At 66.6% G+C, this 20,097-nt stretch carries 18 protein-coding genes and 1 tRNA gene; 8 read left to right on the forward strand and 11 right to left on the reverse strand.

Annotation, left to right across the window (positions count from 1 at the left end):
- The first annotated feature begins 256 nt into the window (after positions 1-256).
- Positions 257-1,153, forward strand: coding sequence for a glycosyltransferase (locus ACHL_RS11865; RefSeq protein WP_015937525.1), 897 nt, complete (start codon positions 257-259; stop codon positions 1,151-1,153).
- A gap of 35 nt (positions 1,154-1,188) precedes the next feature.
- Here ACHL_RS11865 and ACHL_RS11870 read toward each other — a convergent pair whose 3' ends face one another.
- The 10 genes from ACHL_RS11870 to argS form a co-directional block, all read right to left on the reverse strand.
- Positions 1,189-1,944, reverse strand: a complete 756-nt coding sequence (locus tag ACHL_RS11870; RefSeq protein WP_015937526.1) for a WecB/TagA/CpsF family glycosyltransferase — start codon at positions 1,942-1,944, stop codon at positions 1,189-1,191.
- On the reverse strand, positions 1,944-2,744 hold the full coding sequence (locus tag ACHL_RS11875) for an L-threonylcarbamoyladenylate synthase (protein ID WP_015937527.1): 801 nt from the start codon (positions 2,742-2,744) through the stop codon (positions 1,944-1,946). Before ACHL_RS11875 ends, ACHL_RS11870 begins: the two co-directional genes overlap by 1 nt.
- Before the next feature lie 12 nt (positions 2,745-2,756).
- Positions 2,757-3,623 carry a peptide chain release factor N(5)-glutamine methyltransferase gene (gene prmC, locus ACHL_RS11880; protein WP_015937528.1) on the reverse strand — a complete coding sequence of 289 codons (867 nt, stop codon included), beginning with the start codon at positions 3,621-3,623 and terminating at the stop codon, positions 2,757-2,759.
- A gap of 9 nt (positions 3,624-3,632) precedes the next feature.
- On the reverse strand, positions 3,633-4,706 hold the full coding sequence (gene prfA / locus ACHL_RS11885) for a peptide chain release factor 1 (protein ID WP_015937529.1): 1,074 nt from the start codon (positions 4,704-4,706) through the stop codon (positions 3,633-3,635).
- Between the two features lie 199 nt (positions 4,707-4,905).
- Positions 4,906-7,041, reverse strand: a complete 2,136-nt coding sequence (rho, locus tag ACHL_RS11890) for a transcription termination factor Rho (RefSeq protein WP_015937530.1) — start codon at positions 7,039-7,041, stop codon at positions 4,906-4,908.
- 292 nt (positions 7,042-7,333) lie between these two features.
- Positions 7,334-8,308 carry a homoserine kinase gene (gene thrB, locus ACHL_RS11895; RefSeq protein ID WP_015937531.1) on the reverse strand — a complete coding sequence of 325 codons (975 nt, stop codon included), beginning with the start codon at positions 8,306-8,308 and terminating at the stop codon, positions 7,334-7,336.
- Positions 8,309-8,310: 2 nt separating this feature from the next.
- Positions 8,311-9,417: a threonine synthase gene (gene thrC / locus ACHL_RS11900; RefSeq protein WP_015937532.1), complete on the reverse strand. Its 1,107-nt coding sequence runs from the start codon at positions 9,415-9,417 to the stop codon at positions 8,311-8,313.
- Positions 9,418-10,746, reverse strand: a complete 1,329-nt coding sequence (locus tag ACHL_RS11905) for a homoserine dehydrogenase (RefSeq protein ID WP_015937533.1) — start codon at positions 10,744-10,746, stop codon at positions 9,418-9,420.
- On the reverse strand, positions 10,747-12,219 hold the full coding sequence (gene lysA / locus ACHL_RS11910; protein WP_015937534.1) for a diaminopimelate decarboxylase: 1,473 nt from the start codon (positions 12,217-12,219) through the stop codon (positions 10,747-10,749).
- Positions 12,220-12,225: 6 nt separating this feature from the next.
- Positions 12,226-13,890 (reverse strand): arginine--tRNA ligase, encoded by a 1,665-nt coding sequence (gene argS / locus ACHL_RS11915; protein ID WP_015937535.1) that lies wholly within the window; start codon positions 13,888-13,890, stop codon positions 12,226-12,228.
- Positions 13,891-14,077: 187 nt separating this feature from the next.
- Between argS and ACHL_RS11920 the strand changes: the two genes are divergently transcribed.
- From ACHL_RS11920 to ACHL_RS11945, 6 genes are all read left to right on the forward strand, one after another.
- On the forward strand, positions 14,078-14,566 hold the full coding sequence (locus ACHL_RS11920; protein ID WP_015937536.1) for an FMN-binding protein: 489 nt from the start codon (positions 14,078-14,080) through the stop codon (positions 14,564-14,566).
- Between the two features lie 3 nt (positions 14,567-14,569).
- A complete protein-coding gene (locus tag ACHL_RS11925) occupies positions 14,570-15,442 on the forward strand; it encodes an FAD:protein FMN transferase (RefSeq protein WP_015937537.1) in 873 nt (290 codons plus the stop codon).
- On the forward strand, positions 15,439-16,983 hold the full coding sequence (locus ACHL_RS11930; RefSeq protein WP_015937538.1) for a ferredoxin--NADP reductase: 1,545 nt from the start codon (positions 15,439-15,441) through the stop codon (positions 16,981-16,983). Before ACHL_RS11925 ends, ACHL_RS11930 begins: the two co-directional genes overlap by 4 nt.
- 146 nt (positions 16,984-17,129) lie before the next feature.
- A tRNA-Arg gene (locus ACHL_RS11935) sits at positions 17,130-17,202 on the forward strand.
- Positions 17,203-17,390: 188 nt separating this feature from the next.
- Complete coding sequence (locus tag ACHL_RS11940) at positions 17,391-18,443, forward strand: M4 family metallopeptidase (RefSeq protein WP_015937539.1); 1,053 nt, start codon at positions 17,391-17,393, stop codon at positions 18,441-18,443.
- 60 nt (positions 18,444-18,503) lie between these two features.
- Complete coding sequence (locus ACHL_RS11945; RefSeq protein ID WP_015937540.1) at positions 18,504-18,836, forward strand: protealysin inhibitor emfourin; 333 nt, start codon at positions 18,504-18,506, stop codon at positions 18,834-18,836.
- Position 18,837: 1 nt separating this feature from the next.
- Here the strand turns inward: ACHL_RS11945 and ACHL_RS11950 are convergent, their stop codons facing one another.
- Complete coding sequence (locus ACHL_RS11950) at positions 18,838-19,806, reverse strand: GlxA family transcriptional regulator (protein WP_015937541.1); 969 nt, start codon at positions 19,804-19,806, stop codon at positions 18,838-18,840.
- An 81-nt stretch (positions 19,807-19,887) separates the two neighbouring features.
- On the opposite strand from ACHL_RS11950, the gene ACHL_RS24490 reads away from it, so the two are divergent.
- A complete protein-coding gene (locus ACHL_RS24490) occupies positions 19,888-20,055 on the forward strand; it encodes a hypothetical protein (RefSeq protein WP_015937542.1) in 168 nt (55 codons plus the stop codon).
- The last annotated feature ends 42 nt before the right edge of the window (positions 20,056-20,097 follow it).

Consider the following 20,097-nt stretch of genomic DNA (forward strand, 5'->3'; position numbering starts at 1 on the left):
GGAACGGGCCGCCGCGCCGGCGGCTGGTCCGGGATAGGGGGGCTCACTGGCCGGGAATCTGTTCTCCGATAAATGAAACTTCTCCGTCGCCGAGCGCGCAGCAGACAGTACGCAGATAGCCTTACGCAGTGCCTTACAGGGCTGTATTACAGTGGACTCTAGTCAAAGATACTAGCGCCAACGGCGTCATGGCTCCGCGCCACACTCGCGCAGAAGGAGCAGGGAAACCCCTGACAGCCATGCTGAAAGGACCCCCATGACCGCCCGCATTGCAGTTGCAGCCGTGACCTTCGACCGTCCGAAGGAGCTCGCGGTACTGCTGGATTCAATCAAGGCCCAGACTGCCGCAGTGGACACCATTTGCCTGGTGGACAGCGGCACAACCCCGGCGCGCAGCATAGCGGAACAGCATGCCAACGTTGACTATGTCCGGTCCGAAGCCAACCTCGGCGGGGCCGGCGGGTTCGCCCTAGCGGCCCTCAAGGCGGTGGCCAGCGGTGCCCGATGGATCTGGATGATGGACGACGACGCCGTGCCAGCCGATCCTGAATGCCTCGCCACGCTGGTGCGGGAGGCTGAAGCCCGCGACCTTGAGGCCGTGGTTCCGCTCGTGACTGCGCCCGGTCAGCCCGACAGGCTTTCCTTCTTCTTCCGGCTGGACGGCAAGGTCACCCACGACCGCGCCGAGGTGGAGAAGCTGGGGTTCCTTCCCGACGACGGGCACTTCTTCAACGGTGCGCTCATCCGGTCCGACGTGTTCTTCAAGGTGGGCTTGCCCGACATGCGCCTGTTCATCCGCGGCGACGAAGTGGACTTCACCATCCGGCTCCGCCAGGCAGGGATCAGGTTTGGAACGGTCACCACCACGGCTATTACGCACCCGCACGCGTTTACCGAAACCCAGCACGTGTACGGGGCCGGATGGCACGTCATCGTTCCTGAATCGGCGTTCAAGCGCTACTACTACTACCGCAACCGCGGGTACCTGATCCGCCGGTATTTCCGGGTCCGCTCGTTTGTTGCGGACGTAGGCGGCTATCTGGGCTACTTCCTGCAGCGCCGTGACCTTCCCGGGCTGCTGGCCTGGGCCAGGACCTTCAGCACCGGCCTGCGCGGCAAAGGATTCGGCCCGTTGGAGGATCAGAAGTTCTAGTGGCACTCCCCGGGCAGGGGCTGCCGGGGAGCACGCTACTTACGGGAAATCCGGCGCGTTGCCAGCAGCCACAGCAGGACCCAGGGCTCGCCGAAAACGCGGTAGGCAACGCGGCGCGGGTGCAGCAGCAACCGCCAGGCCCACTCAAGGCCCAACCGGCCCAGCCAGCGCGGCGCCAGCTTCTGGATCCCGGCCAGCTGTTCGATGGCACCACCCACGGCACAGTAGATGGCCGGCGGCATGCCGGCGAGCCGACGCTGCAGCACTTCCTCCTGCAGGGGCATGCCCAGACCCAACAACACCAGCTGCGGCTGCTCGCGGTGCAGCCAGGCGACGGCCGCGTCCTCCAGTTCAGGGTTCCAGTCCTCGCCCGGAAAACCTGCAACCCGGGCACCGGGAACAATGGTCTTCAGCCGGGCGACGGCACCGGAGTTGGCTTCATTGCCGGCGCCCACCACGGCCATCCGCTCGAGGCCGTGCACCTGGCCAAGGGCGGGCAGCCAGTCGGTCGAGCCGAGCCGGTAGTCCATGACGGGACCGGCTGCGTTGCCGGTCCTCCCCCACAGCCACAGCACCGGCGCCCCGTCCAGCAGCACAATGTCGCTGGCATCGTAAAGGCGTCGAAACCCGTCATCGGACAGTGTGAGTGTGACGCTGTGCAGGTTGTGTCCCAGCACTGTCCGGGTGGTGCCGTCCTCGATGAAGCGGCTGAGCTCCTCAACCAGCTCGGGAACCCGCAGCGGCGTGGCCTGGACGTCCAGGACAGGGATCTGCTGGCGGTCCAGCGCCATCAAGGCTGCTGTTCCCTGGCCGGTGCGGTGGCATCAGCGCCTGCCGAATCACCGTTTGCAGCATCGTTGCCCGGGTTTTCCGCGTCTGCCGGCTCTGCACCCGTATCCGGCTCTGCCGGGTCCTCCTCGGCCATTGGAATCTCGCCGAGGCCCAGGACGCCCGGAACGTGTTCGCGGAGCTGGTCGAGGCTGACCGCGCCGTTGCGGACAACGCGGAGCCGGGGGCCGGTGGCATCAACAATGGTGGACGGAACAGCGTCGGCGCCTTCGGCCGGGCGGAAGCCGCCTTCCAGGTAGACCTCTACCGAATCCGCCAGTTGCTCGCGCGCCGCGGCGGCCGTCTGCGCCGGTGCGTGTCCGGTCCGGTTCGCGGAGGATACGGCCAGGGGCCCGGTGAGGGTCAGCAGCTCCTGCGCAATTTCATCGGCCGGCATCCGCAGCGCCACAGTCCCCTTGGTCTCGCCAAGGTCCCAGTCCAATGAAGGCTGGGCGTGGAAGATGAGCGTGAGGCCACCGGGCCAGAAGGCCTCCGCCAGCTTCCGTGCCTCTGCGGAAATGTCCGTGGCCAGCCCGTCCAGGGCGTTGATGCGGGGAATCAGCACGGGCGGCGGCATGGTGCGGCTGCGTCCCTTGGACACCAGGAGCATGGTGACGGCCTGCGGCGAGAACGCGTCGGCGGCTATTCCATACACGGTGTCCGTGGGCAGGACCACGCATTTCTTCTCGCTGATGGCCCTCTGGGCGTGTTCAAGGGCTTCGGCGCGCTGGCCGTCGGTGCTGCAGTCGTAGGTTGTGGTCACAGGCCTATTCTTTCATTCCGTGTGGCCGGGTCCGGCAAGGAAGGCGCTGGTGGCGCGCTCCTTGCCGTTGAGGTCCACGTGCGTGCTGATACCGGTCCAGGCGCCCTGCCTGCCAAGCATGGCAGCGATCCAGCCGGCCTGGACCTCGGCGTGTTCCATCACGAAGTAGCCCCCGGGCCGCAGGAGGCGCGCAGCGGAGGCCGCGGCCGCCGTCGGGAGCTCCATACCGTCCGCTCCCCCGCCGTACAGCGCCTCAGGCGGGTCGTGCAGTGCCACTTCCGGTTCGTTGGGGATGGCTTCGGCCGGGATGTAGGGCGGGTTGGAAATAACGACGTCGAAGGTTCCGTTCAGCTCCGGAAGTGCCGTCCGCAGGTCCCCCAGGACGAGGCGGACGCCGAGGGGTTCGAGGTTCCGGGCCGCCCACGCGTGGGCCAGCGGACTGAATTCGACGGCGTGGACTTCGGCGCCGGGGACTTCATGGGCGATGGAGCCGGCGATGGCGCCGGACCCTGTACCGAGGTCCACGATCCGCGGGGCATCCTTACCCGCCACATGGTCGATCACGAGCTGCACCACGGATTCAGTCTCGGGGCGGGGAATAAAGACACCGGGCCCTACCGCCAGTTCCAGGTACCTGAAGTGGGCCACCCCGGTGATGTGCTGGAGCGGGACCCGGCCGGCCCGCTCCGCGACAAGCTCGTCATACCCCTCGGGAGCCGGCGTGTCACCCAGCATCAGGGCGCGGAGCCGGCCCAGGCCGACCTGGAGCAGGTGGTCGGCGAGGAGTTCCGCGTCCACGCGGGGGCTGGGCACACCGGCCTCGCGGAGGACAGCGGTTGCCGCACTGACGGCGTCAGCGAGGGACTGGCCTGCACTCATGGTCGAGGACTAGTCGCCGATGGCGTCCAGGCGTGCCTGTTCGTCCATCTCGATGGCAGACTGGATGACCGGTTCCAGGTCCCCGTTCATGACCTGGTCCAGGTTGTACGCCTTGTAGCCGGTACGGTGGTCCGCGATCCGGTTCTCCGGGTAGTTGTACGTGCGGATCCGCTCGGAACGGTCCATGGTGCGGATCTGGGATTTCCGCTGTTCGGAGTTGGCGGCGTCAATCTGCTCCTGCTGGTGGGCAAGGATGCGTGCACGCAGCACTCGCATGCCGGCTTCACGGTTCTGCAGCTGCGACTTTTCGTTCTGCATTGCCACAACGATGCCGGTGGGAAGGTGCGTAATGCGGACTGCGGAGTCCGTGGTGTTCACCGACTGGCCACCCGGGCCGGAGGAACGGTACACGTCGATCTTGAGGTCGTTCTGGTTGATTTCGAGCTCTTCGGGCTCGTCCACTTCGGGGAGGACCAGGACGCCCGCGGCAGACGTGTGGATACGGCCCTGGGACTCGGTGACGGGGACGCGCTGGACACGGTGGACGCCGCCTTCGAACTTGAGCCGCGCGTACACGCCCTCGGCGGGGTCGTTGGAGCTGCCCTTGACGGCCACCTGGACGTCCTTGTAGCCGCCCAGGTCCGACTCGGTGGCGGAGATGATTTCGGTCTTCCAGCCGCGCGATTCCGCGTACCGGGTGTACATGCGGAGGAGGTCGCCGGCAAACAGCGCGGCTTCGTCGCCGCCTTCGCCGCCCTTGACCTCAAGGATCACGTTGCGTGCGTCGTCCGGATCGCGCGGGATCAGCAGGCGCCGAAGCTTGGCCGCGGCAGTCTCCAGGGATGCCTCCAGCTCGGGAACTTCCGCAGCGAACTCGGGATCTTCTGCAGCCATTTCCCGGGCAGCAGAAAGATCGTCCCGCAGCCCCTCCCAGCGGTGGTAAGCCTCCACAATGCCATTGAGCTGAGCCGACCGCCGCCCCAGCTTCCGGGCAAGCCGCTGGTCAGCATAAACAGCAGGATCCCCCAGCTGCGCCTGAATGGAGTCATGCTCATCAAGCAGGCCCTGTACGGACTCAAACATTTATAAACCTCTTTCGACTTGTACAAGTCTAATGACGCGTACAGCGGCAGGTGACGTGCGACCGCCGTCGCATATTTTGCCAGCCAGGGAGTGGCATCGGGCCTGTCGGAGCGTTGCAGCTGACGTACGCAGTACGTCAGCTGCAACGCGAAGGGGCGGGGCCGGCAAAATATGCGACGGCCCCACCCCTGTTATGCAGCTACTTGTCGTTATCCGACTTCGCACCAAGCGTCGTCTTCTGTACCTGCATGAGGAACTCGACGTTGCTCCCGGTTTCCCGGATCTTGTTGGTCAGCAGCTCAAGGCTCTGCTGCGTTTCGAGTCCGGAGAGGACGCGGCGCAGCTTCCACATGATCTTGACTTCCTCCGGCGAGAGCAGGTTCTCTTCGCGGCGGGTGCCGGACGCGTTGACGTCAACGGCGGGGAAGATGCGCTTGTCTGCCAACTGGCGGGACAGGCGCAGTTCCATGTTGCCGGTGCCCTTGAACTCTTCGAAGATGACTTCGTCCATCTTGGAGCCGGTCTCGACGAGGGCGGTGGCCAGGATGGTGAGCGAGCCGCCGTTTTCGATGTTGCGGGCTGCACCGAAGAAGCGTTTCGGCGGGTACAGCGCGGCGGAGTCGACACCACCGGACAGGATACGGCCGGAGGCCGGTGCTGCCAGGTTGTAGGCACGGCCCAGGCGGGTCATGGAGTCCAGGAGGACCACCACGTCCATGCCCATTTCCACGAGGCGCTTGGCGCGTTCGATGGAGAGTTCGGCCACGGTGGTGTGGTCATCTGCAGGACGGTCGAAGGTGGAGGCAATGACCTCGCCCTTGACGGTGCGCTGCATGTCCGTGACTTCTTCGGGGCGTTCGTCAACCAGCACCATCATGAGGTGGACCTCAGGGTTGTTGGTGGTGATCGCGTTGGCGATGGACTGCAGGATGAGCGTCTTGCCGGCCTTGGGCGGGGAGACGATCAGGCCACGCTGGCCCTTGCCGATGGGAGCCACGAGGTCGATGACCCGGGGGCCGATCTTCTTGGGGTCCGTCTCGAGGCGCAGGCGCTCGGAGGGGTACAGCGGGACGAGCTTCGCGAATTCAACGCGGTCCTTGAGCTCTTCGGCCGTCTTGCCGTTGACGGACGTGACGCGGACCAGGGCGTTGAACTTCTGGCGGGTGGACTGCTGGTTGCGGTCTTCGCCGTCGCGCGGTGCACGGATGGCGCCGACGACGGCGTCACCCTTGCGCAGGTTGTACTTCTTGACCTGTGCCAGCGAAACGTAAACGTCGTTGGGGCCGGGCAGGTAGCCGGAGGTGCGGATGAACGCGTAGTTCTCCAGGACGTCCAGGATGCCGGCGACGGGCAGGAGGACGTCGTCCTCGGTGACCTCGACGTCGTCTACGTCCGGGCCCTGGTTGCGTCCGCGGCGGCGGTCGTTGCGGTCGCGGAAGCGGTCGTTGCGGGAGCTGTTATCCCGGTCCTGGCCACCGGAGCGGTCGTTGCGGTCGTTGCGGTCGCGCCGGTTGCGGCGGTTCCGGCGGCTGTTGCCGTCGGTGTCATCGCCGTCGCGGTTATCGCGGTTGTCACGGCTGTTGTCGCGCTGGCCTGCGTCGCGGCTGTTGTCGCGCTGGCCGGCGTCGGCATCGCGGTTGTCGCGGCCACCACGGCTGCGGTCGCGGCGGTCGTTGCGCTGGCCGGCGTCCACGGTTTCGGTGGACTCGGAGCGCTGCTCGGCGGCCTTCTGCTCCGTGTTGCCCTGCTCGGCGGCCTTGGGTTCGCCGGCCGGCTGTTCCGCAGGAGTTTCGGCGGACGCCTCCTGGGCGGCGGCTTCGCCGCGGCGGCGGTTGCGGGTACGGGGCTGGCGGCGCTCGGGAGCGGCTTCGGCTGCCTCCGCAGCCGGAGCGGCCGGTGCTGCAGCAGTTTCTGCCACGGGCGCTGCGTCAACTGCGGGAGCGGTTTCGGCAGCGGGGGTTACAACAACGCCATCGCTGCCGGCACGGCGGCTGCGGCCGCGGCGTGCGCGGGTCCCTTCAGCGGCCGGTGCTTCGGCAGCCTCAGGTGCGGCCGCCGGAGCGGAAACAACGGGCGCGGCAGCAGGAGCGGAAGCCTTTTCTGCCCTGGCCGGTGCTTTGGTGGTGGGAGTACCGGCCCGGTGGGCGGAGATGGCAGCCACAAGGTCCCCCTTGCGCATGCGGGAACCGCCCGAGATTCCCAGCTGGCTGGCCAAGGCCTGCAGCTGGGCGAGCTTCAGGCCTGCAAGGCCGCTGCTCTTGGCGGGTGCTGCCGGTGACTCGGCAACAGAAGATGATAGTTCCACAGCTGGTGACAGCTCAGTGGTTTCGGTCACGAAGGATCCTTCCCCCTCGACGGCGTCCGGACTAAGAGCTGGACGCGATGATTTGATCTGGGCTGCAGTTCAGATCTGCAGCCGCATTGTGCGGCCTTGCCGGTTGGATTTCGGCCAGCAGGGCCGGTACTGATTCACCTTCCGTAACGCCCGTGGCGGAACGGAGGACTGACGCGTGGGGGGCAGTTGGATGCTGCAAATTCCTGCGACAGACCAAGCAGGTGGCACCGGAATAGATTCGCAGTAGGAGATCAGGAGCCACTGAGTGCAGAAGCAGATCAGATAGGCGGAATTACCGCCGGTGCACGTCCACCTTAGCACCTTCCACGTCCACTGCGAGCTTCAGTACACGCCAGTTCACTTCCGGCGTGTTGGAGCCCGTGAACGCGTCGATGAAGGCCAGGATGTCTGCTGCTTCCGGCTCGCCGTTGGCCAGTACCAGCACGGTGGGACCGGCGCCGGAAACCACTGCCGCATGGCCGGCCCGCCGCAGTGCCGTTATCAGGGCCGCACTGGGCCGCATGGCCGACGCCCGGTAGCTCTGGTGCAGGTAGTCCTCCGTGCCTGCCAGCAGGAATCCGGGATCCCGGGTCAGGGCGTGGATCAGGAGCGCGGCCCGGCCGGAGTTCATGGCAGCCGCGTGGTGTCCAACCGAAGCGGGCAGGAGCGCCCGCGCCGCTTCGGTGGACAGTTCGAAGTCGGGAACAGCCACGATGGGGATCACCGCTCCGGCCACCTCGGCGCGGGTGCTGCTGTACTGGTCACTGTCCTGCCATGACAGCGCCAATCCGCCGTAAATCGCCGGTGCGACGTTGTCCGGGTGGCCCTCCATCTCGCTGGTGAGCTGCAGGATCCAGTCGCGGCCGCGCCGGCTTTCCGCCGGAACCATGGCATTTGCGGCGGATACTGCCGCCACCACTGCCGACGCGGAGGAGCCCAGCCCCCGGCCGTGCGGATTCACGTTCTGGGCCGTGACCTTCAGGCCGCCGTGGCGGAATCCGAGCCGTTCGAAGGCTGCGTCCATTGCCCGGATCACCAGATGGCTGGCATCCCGCGGCAGGGTGTCCGCCCCTTCGCCACGCAGGTCGAAGACGAGTTCGTCCGTGTCCAGGCTCTCCACCGTCAGGGTGTCGTGCAGGGCCAGGGCCATGCCGAGGCTGTCATATCCCGGGCCCAGGTTGGCCGTGGTGGCCGGCACCCGGACTGTAACGCGCTGGCCGGGCTCAATGAGTTGCAGTCCGACGGCGGCCTGCGAGGTGGCGTTCAAGGCTATTTTTCTTCCAGTCCCAGTTCAGCAGCAACAGTGACAACATCGTTGGAGACCTTGACCGGCTGGACGTCGCTGCCGTCCTCAGTGCGAAGGGCCCACTGGGGATCCTTGAGCCCGTGCCCGGTGACCGTGATGACGATGGTCTTCCCCGAAGGAACCTCACCGGCAGCGTGCTTCTTGAGCAGACCGGCAACGCCAGCAGCGGAACCGGGCTCGACGAAGACGCCTTCCTTGGCGGACAGCCAGCGGTGCGCGGCCAGGATTTCGTCATCGGTCACGGCATCGATCAGGCCGCCGGACTCGTCGCGGGCGCCCACGGCGCCGTCCCAGGAGGCGGGGTTGCCGATCCGGATGGCGGTGGCGATGGTGTCCGGTTCGGTGATGGGGTGGCCGGCAACGAACGGCGCGGCACCAGCGGCCTGGAAGCCCCACATAGCAGGCGTCTTGGTGGACATTGCGGGAAGCGTGCCCGCGGTTTCGGACTCGAACGGCGCGGAGTACTCCTTGTAGCCCTTCCAGTACGCGGTGATGTTGCCGGCGTTGCCTACGGGGAGGACGTGGATGTCCGGGGCGTCGCCGAGGGCATCAACAACCTCGAAGGCTCCGGTCTTCTGGCCCTGGATGCGGGCGGGGTTGACGGAGTTGACCAGGAATACGGGGTAGGACTCCCCCAGCTTCCGGGCGATGTCCAGGCAGTTGTCGAAGTTGCCGTCCACCTGCAGCAGCGTGGCGCCGTGCGCAATGGCCTGGCTCAGCTTGCCCATGGAGATCTTTCCTTCGGGCACCAGGACGGCGCACTTCAGACCCGCTGCCGTTGCGTAGGCGGCAGCCGAGGCGGAGGTGTTGCCGGTGGAGGCGCACACCACTGCCTTGGCACCGGACTCGACGGCGGCCGTCATGGCCATGGTCATGCCGCGGTCCTTGAAGGAACCGGTGGGGTTCATGCCCTCAACCTTGAGGTACACCTCGGAGCCGGTGAGCTCGGAGAGCTTCTGTGCGTGCACCAGCGGAGTGCCGCCTTCGCCCAGGGTGATGACCCGGGTGGATGCCGTGACGGGCAGGCGGTCAGCGTATTCGCGGATGACGCCGCGCCATTGGTGAGCCACTTAGACTCCTTCTACCCGCAGAACGGATGTAACTGAATTGATGACGTCCAGGCCCTTCACGGCCTCGACGGTGGCCGCAAGGGCGGCCTCGGACGCGCGGTGGGTGACGATCCTGAGTTCGGCGGATTCCACATTGGACTCCGCGTCGCGGTGGATGGTCTGCCGCATGGTTTCGATGGAGACACCGTTCCCGGCAAACAGCTGGGCAATCCTGGCCAGGACGCCGGGCTGGTCCGCGACGTCGAGTCCGATGTAGTAGCTGGTGACCGAGGCATCGATCGGCAGTGCCGGGACGTGGCCGGTGGTGGTTTCAGTGCGCTGGGGTCCGCCGAGGACCAGTCGCCGGGCGGCGGAAACGAGGTCGCCCAGGACGGCAGACGCCGTCGGCGTGCCGCCGGCACCCTGTCCGTAGAACATCAGTTCGCCGGCATTTTCCGCCTCGATGAATACTGCGTTGAAGGCGCCGCGGACAGCAGCCAGCGGGTGTTCGCGGGGCAGCAGCGTGGGGTGCACGCGGACGGAAACTCCCTCTCCGCCGCCTGTTTCTGTGTTTGGGACAGTCAGCTTTTCGGCGATCGCCAGCAGCTTGATGACAAAGCCGGCGTCCTTGGCCGCGGCGATGTCTGCCGCGGTGACGGAGGTGATGCCCTCGCAGTGGACGTTTTCCAGCGCGAAGCGGGTGTGGAAGGACAGCGTTGCGAGGATGGCGGCCTTGGCGGCGGCGTCATGGCCTTCGACGTCGGCTGTCGGGTCTGCTTCGGCGTAACCGAGGCGCTGCGCTTCGGCGAGGGCGTCGGCGAACTGGGCACCCGTCGAATCCATCTGGTCAAGGATGAAGTTGGTGGTGCCGTTGACGATGCCCAGCACCCGGGTGATCCTGTCGCCGGACAGGCTGTCCCGGATGGGCCGCAGGATGGGAATCGCACCGGCCACGGCGGCCTCGAAGGAAAGCTGTACGCCGGCTTTGTCCGCTGCTTCGTACAGCGNGGGGCCGTCCTGTGCCAGCAGGGCCTTGTTGCCGGTGACCACGCAGGCACCGTTGGTGAGCGCAGAGAGGATCAGCGTGCGGGCCGGTTCGATGCCGCCCATCAGTTCGATGACCAGGTCGGCATCCTTGACCAGGGTCTCGGCGTCGGTGGTGAACAGTTCCTGCGGGAGCTCGACGTCGCGCTTGGAGTTCACGTTCCGCACGGCGATGCCGCTGAGCTGCAGGCGGGCACCGGTGCGGGCAGCGAGGGCGTCGGCGTCCTCAATGAGGATCCGCGCAACCTGGGCTCCAACGTTGCCACAGCCCAGCAGGGCTACTTTCAGCGTTCGCATTTCCGTCATTCAGGCTCCCATGTCGCGGTTCAGCAGATCTTCTTCGGTTTCCCCGCGGACAATCAGCCGGGAAGATCCGTCGCGCACAGCGACAACGCCCGGCCGGGCCAGATAGTTGTAGTTGCTCGAGAGGGCCCAGCAGTAGGCGCCGGTCCCCGGTACAGCAAGCAGATCACCGGCTGCCACGTCCTCGGGCAGATATACATCTCTAACAACTATGTCGCCGCTCTCGCAATGTTTGCCCACTACGCGGGACAGCTGCGGGGCGGCGTTGGAGGTGCGGGAGGCCAGGACGGCCGAATAATCCGCGTCGTACAGCACCGGGCGGGCGTTATCGCTCATGCCGCCGTCCACCGAAACATACCGGCGGGGATACGTAACGTTGTCGCCCGCATCACCGTCACCGGAGGTGCCGGGTGCGTCCACGCGGACCGTCTTCAGCGTCCCCACCTCGTACAACGTGAAGGTGGTGCTGCCCACAATGGCGCGTCCCGGTTCGATGGAGATGCGCGGCGCGTCGATGCCAAGCTCTGCGCAGGTGGAACGCACGACGGCGGCCATCGCGTTGGCGATCTCAGCGGCAGGGCGCGGGGTGTCCTCCGGCGTGTAGGCGATCCCGTAGCCGCCGCCGAGGTCCAGTTCCGGCAGGGTGATGGAGTACTTTTCCTGCATGGCGGCCAGGAAGCGCAACAGCTTCTCGGCAGCGAGGGCAAAGCCATCGGGTTCGAAAATCTGGGATCCGATGTGGCAGTGCAGGCCCAGCAGCTCGATGCCGGGATGCGCTGTTGCGGCGGCCACCGCTTCCTCGGAGGCGGAAATGCCCGCTTCATCGGTGGTGTCGGCAGCCATGGAGAGGCCGAACTTCTGGTCCTCGTGGGCGGTGGCAATGAATTCGTGGGTGTGGGCATGCACGCCGGGGGTGAGCCGCAGCATCACCTTCGCCTGCTCCCCGCGCCCCTGCGCGATCGCACCGACGCGCGCCAGCTCATCGAGGCTGTCCACCACGATCCGCCCCAGGCCCATGTCCAGCGCCCTGTGGATCTCGCCGTCGGACTTGTTGTTGCCGTGCAGGGCGACGTCGGCCCCGGGGATTCCGGCGCGGTAGGCCACCGCAAGTTCGCCGCCCGAAGCCGTGTCCAGCCGCAGCCCTTCCTCCTCCACCCAGCGGACCACCGCGGTGCAGAGGAACGACTTGCCGGCATAGTAGACATCCACGCCCCCGCAGATATCCGCGAAGGCGTCGTTGAAGGCGTCGCTGAATGCCCTGGCCCGGGCACGGAAGTCGTTCTCGCTCATCACGAAGAGCGGCGTCCCGTATTGCCGCTGCAACTCGCTGACGGGGATGCCGCCGATGGCGAGTTCACCGTCAGCGTTGCGCGCTGCGTCACCGGCCCACATCGGCTCGTGGAGGGCGTTGAGGTCTTCCGGAACGGCAAGCCACTCCGGGGCAAGCGGAGATCCCTGGGCTGCTGTGTGCGTCATGGGTCCCTACATCCGTTCCGGCGCGGAAACGCCCAGGAGGTCAAGGCCGTTGGCCAGTACCTGGCTGGTGGCGTCATTGAGCCAGAGCCGCGTGCGGTTGACATCAGTGACGGCCTCTTCGCCCATCGGGGCAATGCGGCAGGCGTCATACCAGCGGTGGTAGGCGCCGGCGATGGCCTCGAGGTGCCGTGCCACCCGGTGCGGTTCGCGCAGTTCCGCGGCTTTGGCCACGATCGACGGGTAGCTGCCCAGGTAGGACAGCAGCTCATTTTCTGTTGCGTGGTCAAGGAGGGAAGCGTCGAAGCTGTCCGCGCCGTCCACCTGGCGTTCCACGCCGGCTGCCACCGCGTTGCGCGCGGCGCCGCGGGAACGGGCGTGGGCGTACTGCACGTAGAACACCGGGTTTTCGTTGCTGTTCTTTTTCAGCAGCTCCGGGTCAAGCGTCAGCGGGGAATCCGCCGGGAAGCGGGCCAGCGAGTAGCGGACCGCGTCCTTGCCCAGCCAGTCAATGAGGTCCTTGAGTTCGATGATGTTGCCCGCGCGCTTGGAGAGCTTGGCCCCGTTGACGGAGACGAGCTGGCCGATCAGTACCTCGATGTTGACCTCGGGATCGTCCCCGGCGGCGGCGGCAATCGCCTTGAGGCGGTGGATGTAGCCGTGGTGGTCGGCGCCCAGCAGGTAGATCTTCTCCGTGTAGCCGCGGTCCTTCTTGGAAAGGTAGTAGGCGGCGTCCGCGGCGAAGTAGGTGGGCTCGCCGTTGGCGCGGATCATGACGCGGTCCTTGTCATCGCCAAAGTCCGTGGTGCGCAGCCAGACCGCGCCGCCGTCGTCGAACACGTGGCCCTGCTCGCGCAGGCGCGCCACGGCACTTTCGATCGCGCCGGCGTCGTGCAGCTCCTGCTCGGAGAAGAAGACGTCGAATGCGACGCCGAAGTCCGCGAGGGTGGCCTTGATGTCCTTCATCTGGGCTTCGTAGGCGGCAGCACGGATGACCGGCAGGGCGGCCACCTCGGTGAGCTCGCGGATGTCCGGGTGCGCCGTCAGGACCTCATGGCCGAGGTCTGCGATGTACTGGCCCGGGTAGCCGCCCTCGGGGACGGGCAGGCCGTGCAGGCGGGAGTACACGGAGTTGGCGAATGTGTTCATCTGCGAGCCGGCGTCGTTGATGTAGTACTCGGCGGTGACGTCGGCGCCCGAGGCGCGCAGCACGCGGGCGATGGCGTCGCCGAGGGCGGCCCACCGCGTATGGCCGATGTGCAGCGGCCCGGTGGGGTTGGCGGAGACGAATTCCATGTTGACGGTGTGGCCGGCGAGCGCGGTGTTGGTTCCGTACTGCGTGCCGGCCTCGACGATGGCTTTGGCGAGCGCACCGGCGGCAGCGGCGTCAACGGTGATGTTCAGGAATCCCGGCCCGGCGATATCCACGGCGGAGACGCCGCTGATCGTCTTCAGCCGTGCGCTAAGGATGGTGGCGAATTCGCGGGGATTCGTGCCGGCCTGCTTGGCGAGCTGCAGCGCGATGTTGGTGGCCCAGTCGCCGTGGTCCCGGTTCTTGGGTCGCTCCACGCGCACGTCCTCGGGGACGGCTGATTCTGCCAGGGCGATTTCGCCGGCGGCGACGGCGTCCTTCAGGCATGCGGATATGGCGAGGGAGAGTTCTTCGGGAGTCACCCTTCTAGGGTACCGGGGGCCAGTCACAGCAAAGAATTGCGGGCATTTGCTTCGTCGTGCTTCCGCGCAGGGCGCCTCCAAGGAAATCCCAGAGAATGCACAGGGTTGAACCAATATGGTGGTTTCAGCGTTGACAAGGTCGTAACGTCCGCCGATACCTGTGATCCCCTACGAAACGAGAGCCTTCATGAGACCCTCAGCACTGAACCGACCAGTACGCAAGAGCATCTATGTTGGAATCGCCGGGCTGTCCCTCGTGGGCACAGTGGCCGGCTGCGCCCCCTCGGCGGCCGAAAGCAACCCAGCCCCGGCAGCAGGCGGCGCCTCTGCTGCCGCGACCACACCCTCCGCCGGGGAATCTGCCCTTGCCAGCAGTGGTTCGAGCTACAAGGACGGTACGTACAGCGCCGACGGCACGTATGTTTCGCCCAACGGAAACGAAAAGGTGGGCGTGCAGCTGACCCTGGCGTCGGGCAAAGTGACGGACGTCCAGATCACCCAGCACCCGTCCAACCCCAACACCCGCAAGTTCCAGGGCGAGTTCGCCGGAGGCATCGCCGCCCAGGTGGTGGGCAAGAACATCGAAGACCTCAACGTATCCAAGGTGGCCGGCTCGTCCCTGACCAGCGGTGGCTTCAACCAGGCCGTGGAGCAGATCAAGTCGGAGGCGCAGTAGGCGGTGCCGCACGCGGACTGGGCTGCTTTTTCGTTCGAGGGCATCGGGACGCGCTGGGAGGTTTCCACGCCGCACGACCTTGCACCGTCCGCACAGCAGGACCTGCTGGCCCTCGTGGAAAATTTCGACGCCGCCTGGTCCCGTTTCCGCGCTGACTCACTGGTCACCGCCATGGCCCGGGAACCGGGCAGCTACAGCTTTCCCGCAGAAGCTGCCGGGCTGGGGGAACTGTACAGGACGCTGTACGGACTGACCGGCGGCGCCATGACGCCGCTGGTGGGCGCAAGCCTCGAGCGCCTGGGCTACGACGCCGCCTATACCCTCCGGCCGTCAGGTGACCCGTTGCCGGCTCCGCGCTGGGAGGATGTGCTGGACTGGAACGGAACGTCGATCAGCACCACCGCTCCGGTGGTGCTGGATATCGGGGCCGCCGGCAAGGGCCTGCTGGTTGATGTGCTGGCATCCGCCCTGGAAGTACGCGGAGTGGAGGCCTTCATGGTGGACGCCAGCGGTGACCTGCTGGCCCGCGGCCCCGGTACCGTCCCGGTGGGGCTCGAACATCCGTACAACCCGGCCCAGGCCATCGGCGTGGTGGAGCTGGGCGGCAGGGCACTGTGCGCTTCCGCCGCCAACCGCCGGGCCTGGGGCGACGGACTGCACCATGTCCTTGACGCGACCACCGGGCAACCGGTGCGCACCGCCGTCGCAACCTGGGCGCTTGCAGACACCGCCGCCGTGGCCGACGCCCTCGCCACCGCCCTCTTCTTTGTCCCCGGCGCCGTGCTCGAGGAGTCATTCGACGTTTCCTGGCTGACGGTTTTTTCCGATGGCAGTGCCGCCTATTCCGCAGAATTCGAAGGGACACTTTTTACATGAGCACTGTTGAGACGCCGTCCGCCGGCCCGGCCCCAACCATTGCCGGGCGGCTGGACACCATGCTTGGCCGCTTCACGATGTACCGGCTCATCCTGCTGGTCCTGGCTGGCCTGGTGGCGTACAGCCTCCTGCTGGACGTGCTGGGATGGCTGACGTTCGGCATTCCGGAGATGCTGGCCCACCTGGCCCTGTGCCTCCTGCTGACCTACGCCTCCAACCGTTCACTGGCGGCGTTGTTCAGGGTGCGCCCGCACTCCGAGTCCTCCCTCATCACCGGCCTGCTGCTCTACTTCCTGTTCTGGCCTTCGTTCCAGGCCATGGACATCGCCGGCGTGGCACTGGCCTGCGTCCTTGCCTCCGCATCCAAATACGCACTGGCATGGCGGGGCAGGCACGTGTTCAACCCTGCAGCCCTTGGCGCCTTCGTGACCGGCCTGACCGGGCTCAACATCGCCACCTGGTGGGCGGCCACGCCGGCAATGTTGTGGCTTCTGGTTCCCGGCGTCCTGCTGGTCCTGTACCGGACCCGGAAGTTCCTGATGGCCTCGGTGTTCACGGTGGTCTCTACCTCGATCATCACGATGGAACTGCTGCGGGCCGGTATGGGCCTGGGAATGGGTGTCTGGCAGGCACTGGCGCAGCGTCCGGTGCTGTTCTTCGTGGGTTTCATGCTGTCGGAACCCCTGACGCTGCCGCCGCGGCGCTGGCAGCAGCTTTCCCTGGCGGCAGTGGTGGGCGTGGTGTTCGCAGTCCCGTACAACTTCGGCTTCATCGCCAATTCTCCGGAGGCTGCCCTCCTGGTAGGCAACCTTGCGGCCTTCCTGCTGGGCCAGCGCGGCGGCGTAAAGCTCCGCTTTGCCTCCAGCCGGCCGCTGACGCCCAGCACCACCGAGTTCTCCTTCAGGCCGTCGCATCCCGTACGGTTCCTCCCCGGCCAGTACATGGAGCTTGACCTGCCGCACGCGAAGACCGACGGCAAGGGCAGGCGGCGCGTGTTCAGCCTTGCCGGCTCGCCAACGGATCGCCTCGTGAAATTCGGCGTCCGTACTGCCGAACCCCTTTCCGCGGCCAAGAAAGTCCTGCTGGGGCTGCAGCCCGGTGACGAACTGACGGCCACCTCCGTGGGCGGCGACTTTGTCCTGTCCCGGGATCCGAACCGCCCGGTGCTCCTGGTCGCTGCGGGCATCGGCATCACGCCGTTCCTCTCGCACGTCGCCTCCGGCGCACTTGAGGAGCGCGACGCTGTGCTGCTCCTGCTGGCCAGGAGCGCGGACGACGTCGCCTACGCGGACGAGCTCCGGGCTTCGGGCGTGCGGGTCCTGGTCTGCACCGCCGACGGGTCGGAGCCGCCGCGGGGCCTCGACGCCGCGCCGGCCGGCAATTCCAGGCTCGACGCAGACGGGCTGAAGGCCCTCGTCCCCGATATCGCAGGCCGCGACGTGTACGTGTCCGGTTCACCTTCCAGCGTGGCGTCCCTGCGGCGGGCCGCGCGCCGGGCAGGGGCGAGGCGCGTGCATGTGGACTCTTTCTCGGGGTACTGATGCGCGTGGCGCAGTGCGCCTGCGCTGGCTGCTCCGGAGCTGTCAGGGATTGGCCCCGGCCTTAAACCCGCGCCGATTTTCCTTTGCGGGGCACCTTCCTGCTAAGCTCTAGGACGTCCCGCCAGCAACGGCAGGAACCCCGGATTGCCCTCGTAGCTCAGGGGATAGAGCGTCTGCCTCCGGAGCAGAAGGTCGTAGGTTCGAATCCTATCGAGGGCACAGAGAAAACCCCGCCGTCCAGTACGGCGGGGTTTTTGGTTTAAGCGCCGGACACCAAGCCCGCCCTGCCATGCGTGCACTGCCGCGGCTGCTGACTGCGGCGCGGCGGGAATCTGGCTGCAGTGTGGCTGCCGCCAAATGTCGGTGCCCCCTCCTAACCTGAAGTTACCTACTTGAGGGGGTACGCCATGCACGTTCCGTTCTGCACCATCGTTCCGCCGTACCTGCTGCGGCGTCTTGCCCGGCAGGACGCGCCGGAGTATTCCGCGGCAGCCAGGGCTGCCAAGGAAGCCCTGGGTCACGTGAAAAGTGTCCAGGCAGCCCGGATAACCGCCCGGCCAGGGACCCCCACCGGGATGCTGGCGGCCAAACCAGGCCCGGCAACCAGGACCATCTATGACGCCCAAGGCGCCGAATCCCTCCCCGGAAAACTGGTGCGGAAGGAAGGCGAACCACAGACGGGAGACGCCGCTGCCGATGAAGCCTATGACGGCCTGGGCCATACCCACCGCCTCTACGCGGATGTCTTCGGCCGGGACTCCATTGATGGCCGCGGGCTCCCTATGGACGCCACCGTGCATTTCGGCAGGCTGTATGACAACGCCTTCTGGGACGGCAAGCAGATGGTCTTTGGTGACGGTGACGGCGCCGTCTTCCAGCGGTTCACCGCCTCACTGAGCGTTATCGGCCACGAGCTGGCGCACGGGGTCACGCAGTTTTCCGCCGGCCTGGCCTACCGCAACCAGGCCGGAGCCCTGAACGAATCAATGTCGGATGTCTTCGGCGCGCTCGTGGAGCAGTATGTGAAGGGCCAGTCCGCGGCGGAGGCCAGCTGGCTCATCGGGGAAGGACTCTTCACCCCGGAGGTGCAGGGGCAGGCGCTGCGGTCCATGAAGGCCCCGGGGACGGCATACGACGACGATGTGCTGGGCAAGGATCCCCAGCCCGATTCCATGGACGGCTACGTCCGGACCAGCGCTGACAACGGCGGCGTCCACATCAACTCAGGCATCCCCAACAGGGCGTTCTACCTCGTGGCGCAAGCCCTGGGCGGGAACGCCTGGGATGCTCCGGGACGGATCTGGTACGAAACGCTGACCGGGGGCTCGCTCCCCACCACGGCCACCTTTGCCGTCTTTGCACGCGCCACGCTCGCAGCGGCCGAGGAACTTTTTGGGTCCGACAGCAAGGAGCATGACGCCGTCCGGCAGGCGTGGGAAACTGTGAAGGTCAAGCTTTAACAGCTTCCTGACGGCCGGATACAGGCCGCCGGGCTGAGCGGAAGCCCCAGGAACCAGGCCATGAAGATCAGTGTGGAGCGCACCGGCGGGATTGCGGCAATCACCAGGGTGTGGACGGTGGATGCCCGGTCCGAGACTGCCATCAACCAGTGGCAGCCAATCGTTGAGGCGTGCCCCTGGGACGCCGTTCCGCGGACTGCGGTGGCGGCGGCCCGGGAGTTCGCCGACGCCCAGCCGGATCGGTTTATTTACTCCATCCGAGCCGGCGGGCGCCGCGCCGCACTGCCGGAGCGCGCAGTCACCGGCCCGTGGCGCATCCTCGTGGAGAGTGCCCGGGCCGCAGCGGAAAAGGACCAGGCGTCAGCGGACGACGACGGGGCGTCCGGCGCGTAGGCTAGCCCACCTCGGCCAGTTGGCCCCGGAACGCCCGGCGGTAGGACTGGGGGCTGGTATCCAGCACCTTTGCGAAATGGTGCCGCAACAGCACCGGATGGCCAAAGCCTGATTCCCTGGCCACTTCGTCAATATTCAGGTCCGTGGACTCGAGCAGTTCCTGCGCCCGCAGCACCCTTTGGGAGTTGAGCCAGGCGGCGGGAGTGGCCCCGGTTTCCGACCGGAACTTCCGTGCGAACGTGCGTGCCGACATGTGAACGCGGGCGGCCAGTTCATTGACCGAGTGCTCACGGTCCAGGTTCTGCACCATCCAGCGCAGCAGTGCCTCCATGGGCGCCGAGCCGCAGGTGGGCATGGGCCGGTCAATGAACTGGGCCTGGCCGCCGTCACGGTGCGGCGGAACCACCATGTCCCGTGCAATGGCGGAGGCCACCTGCGCGCCGAGCTCCACCCGCACCAGGTGCAGGCAGGCGTCAATGCCTGCGGCGGTTCCGGCGGAGGAGATGATGTTGCCGTCCTGGACGTACAGGACGTTCTCGTCCACCTGCGCGTCCGGATAGGAAGCGGCCAACTGGTCCGAGTAGTGCCAGTGCGTGGTGCAGCGGCGGCCATCCAGCAGCCCGGCCCGGGCCAGGGCGAAAGCGCCGGAACAGATGGACATAACCCAGGCTCCCCTGGCGTCGGCGGCGCGCAGGGCGTCCAGGAGCGGTTCCGGCAAGTCCTGGTCGTGTCCGAACGGAGCCATGATCACCAGGTCCGCATCCTTTGTCGCATCAAGGCCGAGACTGACGTTCATGGACAGGCCGGATTTCAGCGGCACCTCGCCCGGCGACGGCGTGCACACCCGGAATTCGAAAGCGGGTACGCCGCTCCCCCGGCCCGAACGGTCGATTCCGAACACCTCGCAGGCGGTGCCGAATTCGAACATCGAAAAGTTGGGAACCACGATCACGGCCACGGTTTTCAGCATGTCTTCAGTGTGGCAGAAATTTTCCCTTTTTGGTCATTTCTGCCACTGTTTCTTCCCGGACTACAGGAGAAGCATGGAGCTATGGAATTCTTTGCAGCCATCCTCGTCATCGTCCTTCTCCTCGTCGCCGCGGCCACCGTGGCGGCACTCCTCAGCGACGGCCGGGGGCACACGCCTCCCGTTGCGTCGCACCGGGACTGGTCCGCACTGGACCTGCCCAGCAGCAGCTACACCCTTCGCATCTTCTAGCAACCAGCAGCAGCCGCAGGCAGTCGAACCACAGGGAGCCGG

This window comes from Pseudarthrobacter chlorophenolicus A6 (assembly GCF_000022025.1).
GTDB lineage: Bacteria > Actinomycetota > Actinomycetes > Actinomycetales > Micrococcaceae > Arthrobacter > Arthrobacter chlorophenolicus.

Bases quoted from the DNA above. Each gene is read 5' to 3' on its own strand.
- ACHL_RS11865 (WP_015937525.1), top strand. From the start codon at position 257: ATGACCGCCCGCATTGCAGTTGCAGCCGTGACCTTCGACCGTCCGAAG.
- ACHL_RS11870 (WP_015937526.1), bottom strand. From the start codon at position 1,944: ATGGCGCTGGACCGCCAGCAGATCCCTGTCCTGGACGTCCAGGCCACG.
- prmC (WP_015937528.1), bottom strand. From the start codon at position 3,623: ATGAGTGCAGGCCAGTCCCTCGCTGACGCCGTCAGTGCGGCAACCGCT.
- prfA (WP_015937529.1), bottom strand. From the start codon at position 4,706: ATGTTTGAGTCCGTACAGGGCCTGCTTGATGAGCATGACTCCATTCAG.
- lysA (WP_015937534.1), bottom strand. From the start codon at position 12,219: ATGACGCACACAGCAGCCCAGGGATCTCCGCTTGCCCCGGAGTGGCTT.
- ACHL_RS11920 (WP_015937536.1), top strand. From the start codon at position 14,078: ATGAGACCCTCAGCACTGAACCGACCAGTACGCAAGAGCATCTATGTT.
- ACHL_RS11930 (WP_015937538.1), top strand. From the start codon at position 15,439: ATGAGCACTGTTGAGACGCCGTCCGCCGGCCCGGCCCCAACCATTGCC.
- ACHL_RS11940 (WP_015937539.1), top strand. From the start codon at position 17,391: ATGCACGTTCCGTTCTGCACCATCGTTCCGCCGTACCTGCTGCGGCGT.
- ACHL_RS11945 (WP_015937540.1), top strand. From the start codon at position 18,504: ATGAAGATCAGTGTGGAGCGCACCGGCGGGATTGCGGCAATCACCAGG.
- ACHL_RS11950 (WP_015937541.1), bottom strand. From the start codon at position 19,806: ATGCTGAAAACCGTGGCCGTGATCGTGGTTCCCAACTTTTCGATGTTC.
- ACHL_RS24490 (WP_015937542.1), top strand. From the start codon at position 19,888: ATGGAATTCTTTGCAGCCATCCTCGTCATCGTCCTTCTCCTCGTCGCC.